We start from the raw sequence: 14,716 nt of genomic DNA, 5'->3' as shown, positions 1-14,716 counted from the left end.
AATGACAAATAACTCAACAACTTTTGAAAAACTCTGCTTGCGGAATGAACCGCTTGCGAATCATTCTTCTTATGAAATTGGTGGAAATGCGAATTTTGTAGCCATGCCAGAAACGCCTGAAGAATTGCTCATACTTCTGCAAGGATGTAAGACTCATGGGCTGGACTATTTTTTCTTTGGAATGGGATCTAACCTGCTTTTTCCGGATAAACCGAAGAAGGATAGATTATATATCTCGCTCAAAAATTATGTTCATTGGGAGATGAAACCTGACAAATGGTTCATTGCCTCGGGTACTCCGATGTCGATGCTATCTGTCGCTGGGCTAACGTATAACTTACCAGGACTAGAATTTACGTATTTGCTCCCAGGTGGTCTGGGTGCAGGTATCTATATGAATGCAAAATACGGTCCTCATCAAATCAACGACATCATTGAGACGGTATATTATATCGATTTGTCGGACCCAACATTGAATATTCGTTCCATTCCAACGGCTGAGTGCCTGTACGGGTACAAACAGTCTATTTTTCAGCAGAACCCTTGGATCATTGTGGGCGCTGATATGGTCATGAAGCCAGTAGAACCCGTAGAAGGTGCTGATGATTTATTGAATCGCTGGAAGAAATGGGAAAGAGCTTCTTCATTACCATCCTTTTATGAGTTCATGAATATCGAAGCTGCTGCGCTTCATTCAAAAGGAATTATTATTCCTAGCTCCATGACGGAAATCGATAACTATCGAAGCGGCAAACGACACTTTGAATATCCTTCATGTGGATCTGTTTTCAAAAATAATTATGATTATGGAACGGCAGTAGGAGCGCTTGTTGATCGTTTGGATATGAAAAATATTGCTCATGGAGGGGCAATGATTTCGCCTTTTCACGGGAATATGATATTAAATCATGATCATGCAACGGCTGAAGATGTTAAATATTTAATGAATGTCATTATGGAAGCTGTTGATAAAAACTTCGGATTTGTTCCAGAACCTGAAGTGGTCGTTGTGGATTAAACTTAGGTGTAATGAAAAACCAGTCGTTGGTTAACGGCTGGTTTTTTTGTTACAAAGAAGGTACTAACTTTTATAAACCAAGTTAACAGGTAAACTTATATAAAATTAATTTTGATTAAAGTGTTGAAAAGTTGGGCAACAGGAGTTATACTAAAAAAGTAAGTAGATAAATTAAAGGAGGCAACTATACAAATGTCTAATAATTTTATGGAAGCAATTAAGAATAGACGTTCATACTACGGAATTAGCAAAGAACAGGTGATTTCTGATGAGCGTATTCAAGAAATCGTAAATGAAGCGGTGAAACATACACCATCAGCTTTTAACTCACAAAGTGCACGTCTTGTCGTTTTGTTGGGAGAGCAACATGATAAATTCTGGAACTTAACCGAAGATGTTCTTCGTGAAGTAGTTCCTGCTGAGCATTTTGCTCCAACTGCTGAGAAAATGGAATCATTCCGCAGCGGTTACGGTACCGTATTGTTCTTTGAAGATGCTGCAGTTATTGAAGGTCTTCAAGCTCAATTCCCAATCTATAAAGACAACTTCCCAGGATTCTCTGCACACTCTTCAGGTATGCATCAACTAGTGGTATGGACTGCTCTTGAGCTTGAAGGATTTGGCGCAAGCTTGCAGCATTACAACCCAATAATTGACCAAAGAGTAGCTAGTGAGTGGAATCTACCTGAAAGCTGGTCACTTGTTGCACAAATGCCTTTCGGTAAACCTACTTTTGAACCAGGCGAAAAAGAGTTCCAACCGCTTGAAGATCGCGTAAAAGTATTTAAATAATAGAAATACCTTTATACATTAAAAAACCTCCAAAATCACATTCATTGTGGCTTTGGAGGTTTTTCATATAATTTTAAAGAGGTGAGGTGTTTTGATCATGGACCATTATGGGTTGAATTTGCTTTTCTAGCATACCAGACATACTATTTATAAAATGATGAATGATCTTGAGCTCTTCCTCAGAATAAGCAGTACATAAGTTATCCATAGCCTTTTGTATCGGTTTATAAATTTCCTGTACTTCTGATTTTTGTTCGTAAGTGGGAACAATGATAACACGTCTGCGATCTGAAGGATCATGCTGACGCTTGACATACCCTGATAGCTCCAAACGATCGATAAGAGATGTAATGGTTCCTGTTGCGAGTCCCGTATATCTAGATAATTCACCAGCCGTAATAGGTCCTGTTTCCCTTAGAATATCCACCGTTTTCAAATCATTGTTATAAACCCCTAAGGCGTTAGCAATGTTCTGCTGATACAGGATAATTCGGGTGGAGAGCGAGCGTATTCCTGAATACATCTGTTCCATGGTCTCTATAGAATGAACGTGGTTTTGGCTTGACAATAAGGTAACCCCCCAGTTAAAATTTCATTACCTTGACGGTCGAGATATTTGGAGAATGAGACAATTAACTTTCCAGTATTTTAGCTGATTATAGACAAACTTGTAAAGGAGTTAACACATGGAATCATCCAGAAGTAATATTAAAATGGTGGTAGCGGGTCTTCTGCTCGCCATTTTTATGTCGGCAATAGACAATACGATTGTAGCGACGGCGATGGGAACGATCGTATCTGAGCTTGGTGGGTTAGACAAATTTGTCTGGGTTACCTCGGCTTACATGGTTACAACCATGGCGGGTATGCCGATCTTTGGTAAATTGTCTGATATGTATGGTAGGAAACGCTTTTTTATTTTTGGGCTTACCGTGTTTTTGTTAGGTTCAGCTTTATGTGGTTTTGCACAGACGATCGAACAGCTTAGCTTATATCGTGCTATTCAAGGTATTGGCGGGGGTGCATTGATGCCGATCGCGTTTACCATCATTTTCGATATCTTTCCGATGGAGAAGCGAGGTAAAATGACGGGGCTGCTAGGCGCTGTATTCGGAGCTGCGAGTGTAGTGGGTCCACTACTCGGAGCTTATATTACTGAATATGCTGGCTGGGAGTGGGTATTTTACATTAACGTTCCAATCGGAATTGTAGCATTTACATTTATTATGAAGTATTACAAGGAGTCCCCGTCTCATGCGAAGCAAAAGATAGACTGGTGGGGTGCAGCTACACTTGTCATTGCAGTCATTAGTTTAATGTTTGCACTTGAGCTCGGTGGCAAAACATATGCATGGTCCTCTGTACCGATTATATCGCTCTTCGTAAGCTTTGCTGTCTTCTTCATCGTCTTCTTCTTTGTTGAATTGAAAGCAAAGGAACCTATTCTTCCGTTCTTTCTATTTAGACGAAGATTATTTGCAACGTCGCAAATTTTGGCTTTTCTATACGGTGCGACGTTTATCATTATGACGGTGTATATTCCAATCTACGTGCAGGCGGTATATGGTGGTTCAGCTACAAATGCAGGCTTAATTCTAACACCAATGATGTTAGGTTCAGTTGTGGGTAGTTCGATCGGAGGTATTTTCTCAACCAAAACAAGTTATCGCAACTTGATGATACTTTCTGTGTTTTCATACCTAGTGGGCATGTATATGCTAAGTACGTTAACACCGGATACGGCTCGAATATTCTTAACCGTATTTATGGTGGTGGTTGGATTCGGAATGGGCTTCTCATTCTCACTTCTGCCAACCGCATCAACACATAACTTGGAGCCACGTTTCCGTGGTACTGCTAACTCGACGAATCAGTTTCTACGTTCGCTTGGTATGACGATGGGCATAACAATTTTCGGCACCATTCAGAACAATACATTTACGAGTAAACTAGCTGAGAATTTCAAAGGCATGAGTGGTGGCGATAACCCGATGTCTAATTTAGGAGATCCTAAACAAATCTTTCAGGCCGATGTGCGCTCGAAGATTCCACCCAACATTCTGGATAAAATCGTAGCAGCGATGTCAGGTTCGATTGCTCATGTCTTTGCAATTGCCTGTATACCGATTGTGATTGCAGTAGTTGTCGTATTTTTAATGGGAAATGCTAGAATTAAAATTGAGAAGAAACCTGTGGCTGAGCGTCAGTCCTAGGAAACTTGCTAATTGTATAAACTGCTGGCGGATGCCAGCGGTTTTTTAGTATGTGGAGCGAGGGGATTCAACGGTTCATTCTTATAGGAAACATCAGAATAATGACAATACAGCTTTGAAATAGTAAACTAAAAGGTAGAAAAGATCAGGCACAAATGCTCAAAATAGAAAATTTAGTGTCGAAAGAGGGTAAATAAGATGTCGGATCAGAATGTAGTACCGGAACCTATGAACGATCAAATACATAACGGAGAATTGTTAAATGCTTTAATGGCTTTGAAGAAAGGTGATTTTTCTTATCGAATGCCTATGATCACACGGGGATCGCAGGTAAAGTTGCGGATACATTTAATGAAATTATGGATATGCAGGAAAGTCTAATTACTGAAATCCAAACGGTAGCTAAAGTGGTAGGTAAAGAGGGGAAGCTAACTCGTAGATTTGTTCATAAAAACACAGGAGGTTCATGGGAAAAGGGAGTGGACTCCCTTAATGGCCTAGTCAGCGATTTAATTCAACCGACTAGTGAAATGGTCCGTGTTATTAACGCTGTAGCCCAAGGTGACCTTTCCCAGAATGTTGAACTTGAATTTGAGGGACGACCACTCACAGGTGAATTTAAAAAATCTGCTAATAATATTAATATGATGGTTACTCAATTAAGTACGTTTGCCTCCGAAGTGACTCGCGTGGCGAGAGAGGTAGGAACAGAAGGAATCTTAGGTGGTCAAGCAGATGTAAAAGGTGTTTCGGGTACATGGAAAGACTTAACTGAAAATGTGAATAACATGGCAACCAACCTGACGGATCAAGTTCGCAGTATTGCTACGGTTACAACAGCTGTGGCTAGAGGCGATTTGTCTAAACAAATTACAGTGAATGCAAGCGGTGAAATTTTAGAGCTGAAGAATACGATTAATACGATGGTGGAGCAATTATCAACATTTTCATCAGAAGTTACACGTATGGCCCGCGAAGTAGGAACAGAAGGTAAACTGGGTGGACAAGCTAATGTTAAAGGCGTATCTGGTACATGGAGAGATTTGACAGAGAGCGTAAATGACATGGCCTCCAACTTAACCAATCAAGTCCGTAATATTGCAGTGGTTACAACGGCAGTAGCGAACGGGGACTTGTCGAAGAAAATCACAGCTGATGTTCAGGGTGAAATCTTAGAGCTGAAGAATACGATCAACACGATGGTAGATCAGCTATCTATGTTCTCATCAGAAGTAACAAGAATGGCAAGAGATGTAGGAACCGAAGGTATTCTCGGTGGACAGGCTGAAGTAAGCGGTGTAGCAGGTACATGGAGAGATTTAACGGAAAGCGTTAACTATATGGCGAGTAACCTAACGAATCAGGTGCGTAATATTGCTGAAGTCACGACTGCCGTAGCAAGGGGTGACCTTTCAAAGACGATTACAGTTGATGCGAAGGGTGAAATCCTACAGCTGAAGAGTACGATCAATACGATGGTAGATCAGCTTAGTAACTTTGCCTCAGAAGTAACTCGTGTAGCTCGTGAGGTATCCACGGAAGGTAAATTGGGCGGTCAGGCTGATGTTAAAGATGTCTCAGGAACGTGGAAGGACTTAACGGACAGCGTTAACTTCATGGCTGGGACACTGACGGATCAGGTGCGTAATATTGCCGAAGTCACGACAGCAGTAGCTAAGGGTGACTTATCTAAGCATATTACCGTTAATGCCAAGGGTGAAATTCTGGAACTAAAGAATACCATCAATACGATGGTAGATCAGCTCAGTACGTTTGCGTCTGAGGTTACGCGAGTAGCACGGGAGGTTGGTACACTCGGCATGCTTGGCGGACAAGCTCAGGTTAAAGGTGTTGCAGGTACATGGCGTGATTTAACAGAAAGTGTTAACTATATGGCCTCGAACCTGACGAATCAAGTGCGTAACATTGCGGTTGTCACAACCGCAGTAGCGAACGGCGACTTATCCAAAAAGATTACAGCAGATGTGCAGGGTGAGATTCTTGAGCTGAAAATCACCATTAACACGATGGTGGATCAGCTCAGTACCTTCGCTTCTGAAGTCACCCGCGTAGCCAGAGAAGTAGGAACCGAAGGCAAACTTGGCGGACAGGCTCAGGTAAAAGGGGTAGGCGGAACGTGGAAAGATCTGACGGAGGGCGTTAATAACATGGCCCGTAACTTGACAGATCAGGTGCGTAACATTGCTGATGTTACTACAGCCGTAGCGAAAGGGAATTTATCGAAGAAGATTACAGTTGATGCCAAAGGTGAAATTCTAGAGCTAAAGAATACCATGAATACGATGGTAGATCAGCTCAGCACCTTCGCGTCTGAAGTTACACGTGTGGCTCGCGAGGTGGGTACCGAAGGTAAGCTTGGTGCACAAGCAGATGTAAAAGACGTATCGGGAACATGGAAAGACTTAACAGATACCGTCAACAATATGACTCGCAACTTGACCATACAGATGCGTAATATTGCCGGTGTTACCACAGCCGTTGCGAATGGGGATCTATCCAAGAAAATTACAGTTGATGTTAGCGGTGAACTTCTAGAACTGAAGAATACAGTCAATACCATGGTGGACCAGCTGAATTCATTTGCATCTGAAGTTACACGGGTTGCAAGTGAAGTAGGTACGGACGGTAAGCTTGGAGGCCAAGCGCAAGTTCGGGGTGTCGGAGGTATTTGGAAAGATCTGACCGATAACGTTAACATTATGGCGACGAACCTAACGGATCAAGTGCGGGGAATTGCGAAGGTCGTGACTTCTGTAGCGAACGGTAATTTGAATCAGAAGCTTACGGTAGAGGCCAAGGGTGAAATTGCCGCTCTGACGGATACAATCAATAACATGATTGAAACACTTGCTACATTTGCAGATCAGGTTACTACCGTATCCAGAGAAGTTGGTGCGGAAGGTAAGCTTGGCGGGCAAGCGAGTGTACCTGGAGCAGCAGGCACATGGCGCGACTTGACCGATAACGTTAACTATATGGCAAGTACACTGACGACGCAGGTGCGAGCGATTACGAACGTAGCTACAGCCGTTACGAAGGGTGATTTGTCACGTACCATTGATGTTGCAGCGGCAGGTGAAGTTGCCGCATTGAAAGATAATGTGAATGAGATGATTCGTAATCTCAAAGAGACGACACGGATCAATACAGAGCAGGACTGGCTTAAAACAAATCTAGCTAACTTCTCTCGCTTACTACAGGGTCAGCGAGATATGAATGCGATAAGCAAGATGATCCTGTCTGAGTTAGCTCCGCTCATTTCTATGCAACATGGTGTATTTTATATCAATGAACTCATTAACGGAGAGCCGATTTTGTCTTTATTTGCAAGTTATGCTTATCAGCAGCGTAAACATCTCTCTAATCAGTTCCGTGCTGGTGAAGGATTAGTAGGTCAATGTTTGGTTGAAAAGCAGCGGATTCTGCTTACGAACGTACCTAACGATTATGTGATGATATCTTCGGGACTCGGTGAAGCAACACCACTAAATATCGTTCTGATGCCGATTATTTTCGAGGAGCAGGTGCTTGGTGTACTCGAACTAGCGTCGTTCAGATCTTTCAGTGACATTGATGTTGCTTTCCTTGACCAATTAACAGAATCTATTGGAATTGTAATGAATACGATGCAGGCGAATCAACGGACGAAAGAACTGCTAACTCAATCACAGTCACTAACAGAAGAGCTGCAACATCAACAACTGGAGCTGCAGCATACGAATGATGAACTGGAAGATAAAGCGAAGATGTTGGTGATCCAAAAGGCAGAAGTAGAGAGCAAGAACAATGAGGTTGAGGTTGCGAAGCAGTTCCTAGAGGAGAAGGCTGAACAACTTGCACTGACCTCAAGATACAAATCTGAATTCTTAGCCAATATGTCGCATGAGCTGCGTACACCGCTAAATTCATTGCTATTATTAGCTGAACAGCTCGCTGAGAATCCGGATGAGAACTTATCGAACCATCAGGTGAAATTTGCTAAGACGATTCAAGATTCAGGGCTTGAGTTACTAAGTCTGATCAACGATATTCTAGATCTCTCCAAGATTGAATCGGGTACAGTTACGCCAGATTATAGTGAAGTGAACTTGCCAGAATTATTGGATGGTATGGATCGCTCCTTCCGTCATATGGTGGATATTAGCAAAATTGAATTTATGATCAAAACGGATTCCAATGTGCCAGAAACGATCGTAACGGATTTTAAACGTGTTCAACAAATTTTGAAAAACTTGCTTTCGAATGCTTTTAAATTTACGGAAGAGGGACAGGTTGTTCTTCATCTACGGACGGCAACTGAGGGTTGGAATGACAATAATGAAGTATTAAATCAAGCTAAAGCTGTGCTGTGCTTCTCAGTAAGCGATACAGGAATTGGCATACCAGAAGAGAAGCAGCAAATCATATTCGAGGCATTCCAGCAAGCTGATGGCAGTACGAACCGTGTATATGGGGGGACTGGACTCGGGCTTGCGATATCACGTGAAATCTCGAGCATGCTCAGTGGCGAATTAACCTTATACAGTGTGGCTGGAAAAGGCAGCATATTTAATTTGTATCTTCCGATTGATATCGATGTTCCAACGCCTATGATACATGCCAAATATGTACCGGAAGTTATTGATGTAACTCCGCCTGAGCAGAAACTAGTCTATACGCGAAAGACGGATGCAAAAATCAATGATGACCGTGATTGCATTGAACCTGGTGATCGTGTATTTCTGATTATTGAAGATGACATGAAGTTTAATGAAATTATGCTTGAAGCATTGCATAAGCGAAATATTAAGGCAGTCATCACCATGAAGGGCTCGAATGCGCTTGAGCTTGCACGTAAATATAAACCGGCAGCGATTACACTTGATTTGCGGCTAACGGATATGGATGGCTGGATGGTTATTGAACATTTGAAGAATGATATTCATATTCGCCACATTCCGGTTTGTGTCATTACGGTTGAGGAAGATGAAATTGAATTGATGCAAAAGGGCGTCTACGACTATATTTGTAAGCCTGTTACCAATGAAGAGATGGACAACACGCTAGATAAATTGAATCGATATGCAGATCAGACGGTTCATCATCTACTTATTGTTGTAAGTGACGATACGCGCCGTAAGGAATTCACGGAGTGGATCAATAATAAGGATGTTAATATTGTTGCCGTCGATACGGCACGTAAGGCGCTGAACCAGCTTAAGAGTAAGCATTATGATTGTGTGCTTGTGGATAATGATTTGAAGGATATGGGCGTTTTACATTTTGTACGTGAGATGCAAAAAACGTTGAAGAATAAATATGTTCCAGTCGTACTCAACCGTAGTGAGAAATGGAGTCTTGAGGAAGAGGACGAGCTTGAGGAGCTGAAAAAAACAGCAGTTCTTAAAGAAGTGCGGACAGCTGTGCAAATCATGGATGAAACAAGTCTCTTCCTTCATAGAAAAGCGGATAATCTTCCAGATGGGCCGCGCGAAACCATTATGAACTTGTATCAGTCGGATGAGATGATTAAGTTTAAGAAAGTACTTGTGGTGGATGACGACATTCGTAATATTTTCGCGCTGACGACCATTCTTGAGAGACATAACATGATGGTCATTCCAGCTGAGAATGGGCATGAGGCCATTCGTGTTCTGGAAGAAACTCCAGATATCGAAATTGTTTTAATGGATATTATGATGCCAGTTATGGACGGCTATGAAACGACAAGAGCTATTCGCCAGAAACCGGAGTTTCAGGAATTGCCAATTATTGCTTTGACTGCAAAAGCGATGAAAGGTGACCGGGAAGAATGTCTGGAAGCAGGTGCTTCGGACTACATTACCAAACCGGTAAACAGTGCTCACTTGCTATCTATGATTCGTAGCTGGCTAGGCGCAGCGGAATCAAGGTCTAGTGCAGAGCAGGCGGAGTTATCAGAATAAATATTCAAATTATGAAATATAGAATACTTATAAGCATGGAATAGATGAAAGGCTGGAGCCCAATGGATGGGCTCCAGCCTTTTTAAATGGATACGTTCATCCGGTAAAATTTAATGAATCCTAGTATTGCGTATATGGAGTAAATCCATGTTTTGTTAGGTTGTGGAATGGTTAGACTCTTAGTAGGCATCATAAATTTGGCAGAAGGAAGGTTTTATCCATGAGTGATCAATTACAGCATGTGATTGAGTGGTTTAATAAGCATATGAATCAACCTGTTCTCATCGAGAAGAAGGAACAGGATGATTTGGATACAACTCGTGTACAATTAGAAGAAATAGAATTTAAGGAGAGCTCTCCGGGGTTGGATGAATATACAGAAGGAAGAAAGTTATTCTTACATGGCCCGGGTAGTATTATAAATGAGATGGGGGAGAGCCCTCTTCCACAAAGTACATTCGAAATTCCTTTAGATGGATTGTCTCATGTTCAAACGGAGCAGAGTCGGATTGTACTTGAAACAGAGCGTGCGAAGTATACAATCAAGCTGGATATGTAACCTTTAGAATAGGGGATTGTTAAGCTCAAGAATGATGACTTAACAATCCCTTATATTAAAACTTTGTCATATGATCAAGAACGTGGTAAAGTAATGGAATGCATTATGACTATTTTAACAAAACGGTCATACGTACTTAACAACTCAAATATAATGGATAAGAGAGGGGAGGGACGGATCATACCACCAGTTGATCGAAAAAAACAGGTCTTAGAAGCGGCTACCCAGTCATTTTCCTTATTTGGATACAAAGCGACCACGATGGATCAGGTCGCGAAAATCGCTAATGTCGGCAAGGGTACGATATACACGTTCTTTGATACAAAGGAGCAGCTGTTTGATGAGATATTGCTGGATGTCATTTCGGAAATGAAGAAGATCATTGAGCGAGAAGTAGATCATCAGAAAGTATTTTTTGATAATTTATTTCGTGTGCTCGACTCACTTCTTGAATTCCGCAGTGAACATGAATTGCTGGTTAAGCTTTCACAGGAGGTCCGGGATTTTGGTACTCCCCAATCACAGGAAGCTATGACCCGGGTGGAGAGCGTTATTCTGAACTATTTGGATAAAGAAGTGAAGCACGCGATATTACATCAAGAAATTCGCGAATGCGATTCGGAGATTGTATCTTTTCTAATGTTCAAGATGTACATTGCTTTGACTTCCGAATGGAATAAAATCCATGAGCCTTTAAGTAAGCAACAAATTCAAGAGCATATTCGTTTGTTTTTGGAGGAAGGTTTAGCTGTTCAGTAAATATCATGAAATCATGATTTGGGTGTAAGAAATGCTCTAGAGCAGCGCCTTTGGAGCTTTTCTCTTCGTGCGTTTATGACCGGATTTGAGAAATAGTCAGACATATCATAAGAGGGGGATTACCGTTACATGAACGCCATTTCTGTGTTTTTCAAAGATCTGGCTCGGCCTTGAGAAACCCAAAGGTATTGATCCCTGTGATCGCCGTTATGTTTATTCCCATTTTGTACAGTGGTGTATACTTGGCAGCATTTTGGGATCCATACAGTCATTTGGATCAGTTGCCGGTTGCTGTGGTGAATAAGGATCATGGCGCCGAGTTGAAAGGGAAAGAACTTCATATTGGTTCTGATTTAGTGGATGAGCTGAAGAAGGGTAAGGATTTTGATTGGAAGTTTGTCAGTGAGCAAGAGGCGGCACAAGGAATTAAGGATAATCGCTATTATATGAAAATAACGATACCTGAAAACTTTTCTAGTCAAGCGACGACACTTCTGGATGATAAACCCGAGCCAGCCGATATTGTGTACGAACCGAATGGAGACTATAACTTCGTAGCCTCCCAAATCGGAAATACGGCAATTAAAGATATTAAAGCTAAAGTATCCGCTAAGGTAACAGAGTCTTATACGGAGAACTTGCTAGATAACTTTGAGGAGGTCTCTGATGGCCTTGCGGATGCAGGTGAAGGTGCTGGCAAGCTACACGATGGTACGGGTGAGCTAAATAATGGTGCGAACACACTCAAAGAGAATTTAGCGAAGCTTGCATCAGGTACAATTGAAGCTAAGGATGGCCTGGTACCGCTTAGTAAAGGTGCTGGAGACTTGAACACAGGTGCGGGACAATTGGAGAAGGGTACGAGTACCCTTGCAAGTGGTCTACAACAACTAAATGCAGCTCAAGGGCAGTTAACCGCTGGTGCTGTTCAGGCCGAGCAGGGTGGAACCCAGCTTCATAAAGGTTTACAAGATTCAGTAACGGGTACCCATAAGCTGAATACTGGTCTGAAGAGTTCTGAGCAGGGCAGTGCGAAACTTGAGGAAGGCCTGAAATCAGCCGAGCAAGGCAGTTCGGATCTTGCAACAGGATTGCAATCATCCTTAGACGGTACGAATAAAGTAGCGGCTGGAGCTAAGGGTGTAGCAGATGGGTTAGAGCAGCTAGCTAAAGCTGACCCAGAGCTTGCTTCTAATCCACAAGTACAGAAGCTGCTTGCAGCCAGTAAAGCTGTTGCTGACGGTAGCACACAGCTTGTACAAGGACAGGAAAAGCTGTCGCAAGGTGCGACTGCACTTCACGCAGGACAAAAGCAGCTCCTTAGCGGAGCAACACAGCTTCACACAGGACAGAAGCAGCTGCTTCAAGGAAGCGATCAATTGCTCCAAGGCCAACAGAAGCTTGAACAGGGCGCAGCGCAGTTGACTGCAGGTCAACACAAGCTAGTAAGTGGTCTACAGACTTTTGGTGGCAAGCTATCTGAAGCTGCTGGTGGAAGCCAAACCTTATTAGGCGGCGCAAAATCGCTTGTCAATGGTACATCGAAGCTACAAGGCGGTGTTAGTAAGCTTGCCGGTGGTTTGACTACGCTAGCAGATGGTTCGCAAAAGCTGAATGACGGCGCTGGAGATTTGAAGGAAGGTATTGTTAAATTGGATGATGGCTCTAAGGAGCTAGAAACCAAATTGAATGATGCTGCTTCCAAGACTTCAGAACTGAAGAAGACGGACGAACTGGTAAATATGTTTGCAAGTCCGGTGGAAACGAAAGAGAATACAGATCGTAAAGTTACAAATTACGGAACTGGATTAACTCCATACTTTATGTCATTAGGATTATTTGTAGGAGCACTTATTTCTACGCTCGTCATATCTGTGAATGGCACTACGGTTCCAGGCGCATCTGGATTTAGTCGCTTTGTGAGCCGATCATTATCTTTTGCAGGCATGAGCCTATTCCAATCCGTCGTGGCTGCTGCCATTATATTATATGGATTAGGACTGGAAGTAAAAAGTATACCGCTTTTCTTCTTGTTCTCCTTTATTACAAGCATAACCTTTATGTTTATTGTGCAGGCCATGGTCACATGGTTTGATATGCCAGGCCGATTCCTTATCATTATTCTACTTATCCTTCAATTGGCCACCAGTGCAGGTACATTCCCGCTGGAACTGATTCCAAACTGGCTGAAGCCATTGAATCCATGGTTACCTATGTCTCATAGTGTTACAGGATATAAAGCGATTATTTCCAGTGGGAATTTCGATGTTGTATGGAGACAGGCAGGTATTCTAGGGATAGATGCAGCTATTTTCCTACTATTTACGTTATGTTATTTCCTATTCAAAGGACGTAAAAAGTCATCTGATAACGAAAAGTCTGATTTGGCTGTTACCGTATCATAATGGACTGAAATACAAGAACGAAGGCCTGACCCCAATATTTGGGGTCGGGGCTTTTTTAATCAATTATCCCTATGGCATTTAAGAGTGAGGAAAGTTTGGGTATAATAAGAAGATCATTCAGGAATGAGGGAGAACCATGATTATTATCAAAACCAAAGATCAAATTCAGCGCATGAAAGAAGCAGGCGAGATTCTAGCCGCTTGTCACCGGGAAATCAAAAACTTGATTGCACCGGGAATTACAACTTTAGAGATCGATAGTTTTGCTGAGCAATTTATGCGTAAGAACGGAGCTACACCCGAGCAAAAGGGTTATAATGGCTTTCCTTATGCAACGTGTACTTCTCTTAATGATGTCATTTGCCACGGCTTTCCGGGTAAAACGGTATTGAAGAATGGTGATATTATCACCGTTGATATGGTCGTAAATTTAAACGGATGGCTTGCTGATTCTGCCTGGTCCTATGCTGTAGGCGAAATATCCCCGCAAGCTCAGCATCTGATGGATGTGACAAAGGAATCCTTGTACAAAGGTATCGAAAAAGCAGTTATCGGTAATCGCATTGGCGATATCTCGAATACCATACAAGTCTATGCGGAATCAGAGGGTTTGTCTGTCGTTCGTGAGTTCATTGGTCATGGGATCGGTGAGCAAATGCATGAAGCGCCACAAGTACCTCATTATGGTCCACCACATGTGGGTGCCCGTTTGAAAGAGGGAATGGTTATTACCATTGAACCGATGTTGAATACTGGTACCTACCGCAGCAAAATGGATAGCGATGGGTGGACTGCAAGAACAATGGATGGCGGATTGTCCGCACAGTACGAACATACGCTTGCGATCACAGCGGATGGACCTCTTATTTTGACGGCACAATAGTAAGAAATGATAAAGGCGAATTCCACTACATTCGGAGTGAGAATTCGCCTTTTTTATGTCTCCGGATTTCATCCGCGAACAGCGGTACAATTCAAGAAATCAGGAGACAACAGCGGCCGGCAGTCCAAATATTCCCCTTAGT

At 42.4% G+C, this 14,716-nt stretch carries 9 protein-coding genes; 8 read left to right on the top strand and 1 reads right to left on the bottom strand.

Going from position 1 to position 14,716, the window contains the following annotated elements:
- The first annotated feature begins 1 nt into the window (after position 1).
- Entirely contained in the window at positions 2–1,018 is a 1,017-nt protein-coding gene (locus JCM16418_RS08050; protein ID WP_036647483.1) for a UDP-N-acetylmuramate dehydrogenase, read from the top strand.
- Between the two features lie 192 nt (positions 1,019–1,210).
- Complete coding sequence (locus tag JCM16418_RS08045; protein WP_036647481.1) at positions 1,211–1,810, top strand: nitroreductase family protein; 600 nt, start codon at positions 1,211–1,213, stop codon at positions 1,808–1,810.
- 73 nt (positions 1,811–1,883) lie between these two features.
- On the opposite strand, the gene JCM16418_RS08040 is transcribed toward JCM16418_RS08045, so the two are convergent.
- Positions 1,884–2,378: a MarR family winged helix-turn-helix transcriptional regulator gene (locus tag JCM16418_RS08040; protein ID WP_036647477.1), complete on the bottom strand. Its 495-nt coding sequence runs from the start codon at positions 2,376–2,378 to the stop codon at positions 1,884–1,886.
- Positions 2,379–2,496: 118 nt separating this feature from the next.
- On the opposite strand from JCM16418_RS08040, the gene JCM16418_RS08035 reads away from it, so the two are divergent.
- The 6 genes from JCM16418_RS08035 (at position 2,497) to map (ending at position 14,574) form a co-directional block, all read left to right on the top strand.
- Positions 2,497–4,023, top strand: coding sequence for an MDR family MFS transporter (locus JCM16418_RS08035; protein ID WP_036647475.1), 1,527 nt, complete (start codon positions 2,497–2,499; stop codon positions 4,021–4,023).
- A gap of 359 nt (positions 4,024–4,382) precedes the next feature.
- Positions 4,383–9,968: a HAMP domain-containing protein gene (locus tag JCM16418_RS08030; protein WP_242403750.1), complete on the top strand. Its 5,586-nt coding sequence runs from the start codon at positions 4,383–4,385 to the stop codon at positions 9,966–9,968.
- A 220-nt stretch (positions 9,969–10,188) separates the two neighbouring features.
- Positions 10,189–10,527, top strand: coding sequence for a protein YmzB (gene ymzB, locus JCM16418_RS08025; RefSeq protein WP_036647472.1), 339 nt, complete (start codon positions 10,189–10,191; stop codon positions 10,525–10,527).
- Positions 10,528–10,680: 153 nt separating this feature from the next.
- Positions 10,681–11,286 (top strand): TetR/AcrR family transcriptional regulator, encoded by a 606-nt coding sequence (locus tag JCM16418_RS08020; protein WP_052020153.1) that lies wholly within the window; start codon positions 10,681–10,683, stop codon positions 11,284–11,286.
- Between the two features lie 209 nt (positions 11,287–11,495).
- Positions 11,496–13,691, top strand: a complete 2,196-nt coding sequence (locus JCM16418_RS08015; protein WP_242403749.1) for a YhgE/Pip domain-containing protein — start codon at positions 11,496–11,498, stop codon at positions 13,689–13,691.
- A gap of 136 nt (positions 13,692–13,827) precedes the next feature.
- Positions 13,828–14,574 carry a type I methionyl aminopeptidase gene (gene map / locus JCM16418_RS08010; RefSeq protein ID WP_036647470.1) on the top strand — a complete coding sequence of 249 codons (747 nt, stop codon included), beginning with the start codon at positions 13,828–13,830 and terminating at the stop codon, positions 14,572–14,574.
- Positions 14,575–14,716 lie beyond the last annotated feature (142 nt).

Source organism: Paenibacillus pini JCM 16418 (assembly GCF_000576305.1).
Classification (GTDB): domain Bacteria; phylum Bacillota; class Bacilli; order Paenibacillales; family Paenibacillaceae; genus Paenibacillus_AQ; species Paenibacillus_AQ pini.
This window is presented reverse-complemented; position numbering and strand designations above follow the sequence as displayed.

Bases quoted from the DNA above. Each gene is read 5' to 3' on its own strand.
- JCM16418_RS08050 (WP_036647483.1), top strand. From the start codon at position 2: ATGACAAATAACTCAACAACTTTTGAAAAACTCTGCTTGCGGAATGAA.
- JCM16418_RS08045 (WP_036647481.1), top strand. From the start codon at position 1,211: ATGTCTAATAATTTTATGGAAGCAATTAAGAATAGACGTTCATACTAC.
- JCM16418_RS08035 (WP_036647475.1), top strand. From the start codon at position 2,497: ATGGAATCATCCAGAAGTAATATTAAAATGGTGGTAGCGGGTCTTCTG.
- JCM16418_RS08030 (WP_242403750.1), top strand. From the start codon at position 4,383: ATGGATATGCAGGAAAGTCTAATTACTGAAATCCAAACGGTAGCTAAA.
- ymzB (WP_036647472.1), top strand. From the start codon at position 10,189: ATGAGTGATCAATTACAGCATGTGATTGAGTGGTTTAATAAGCATATG.
- JCM16418_RS08020 (WP_052020153.1), top strand. From the start codon at position 10,681: ATGGATAAGAGAGGGGAGGGACGGATCATACCACCAGTTGATCGAAAA.
- JCM16418_RS08015 (WP_242403749.1), top strand. From the start codon at position 11,496: ATGTTTATTCCCATTTTGTACAGTGGTGTATACTTGGCAGCATTTTGG.
- map (WP_036647470.1), top strand. From the start codon at position 13,828: ATGATTATTATCAAAACCAAAGATCAAATTCAGCGCATGAAAGAAGCA.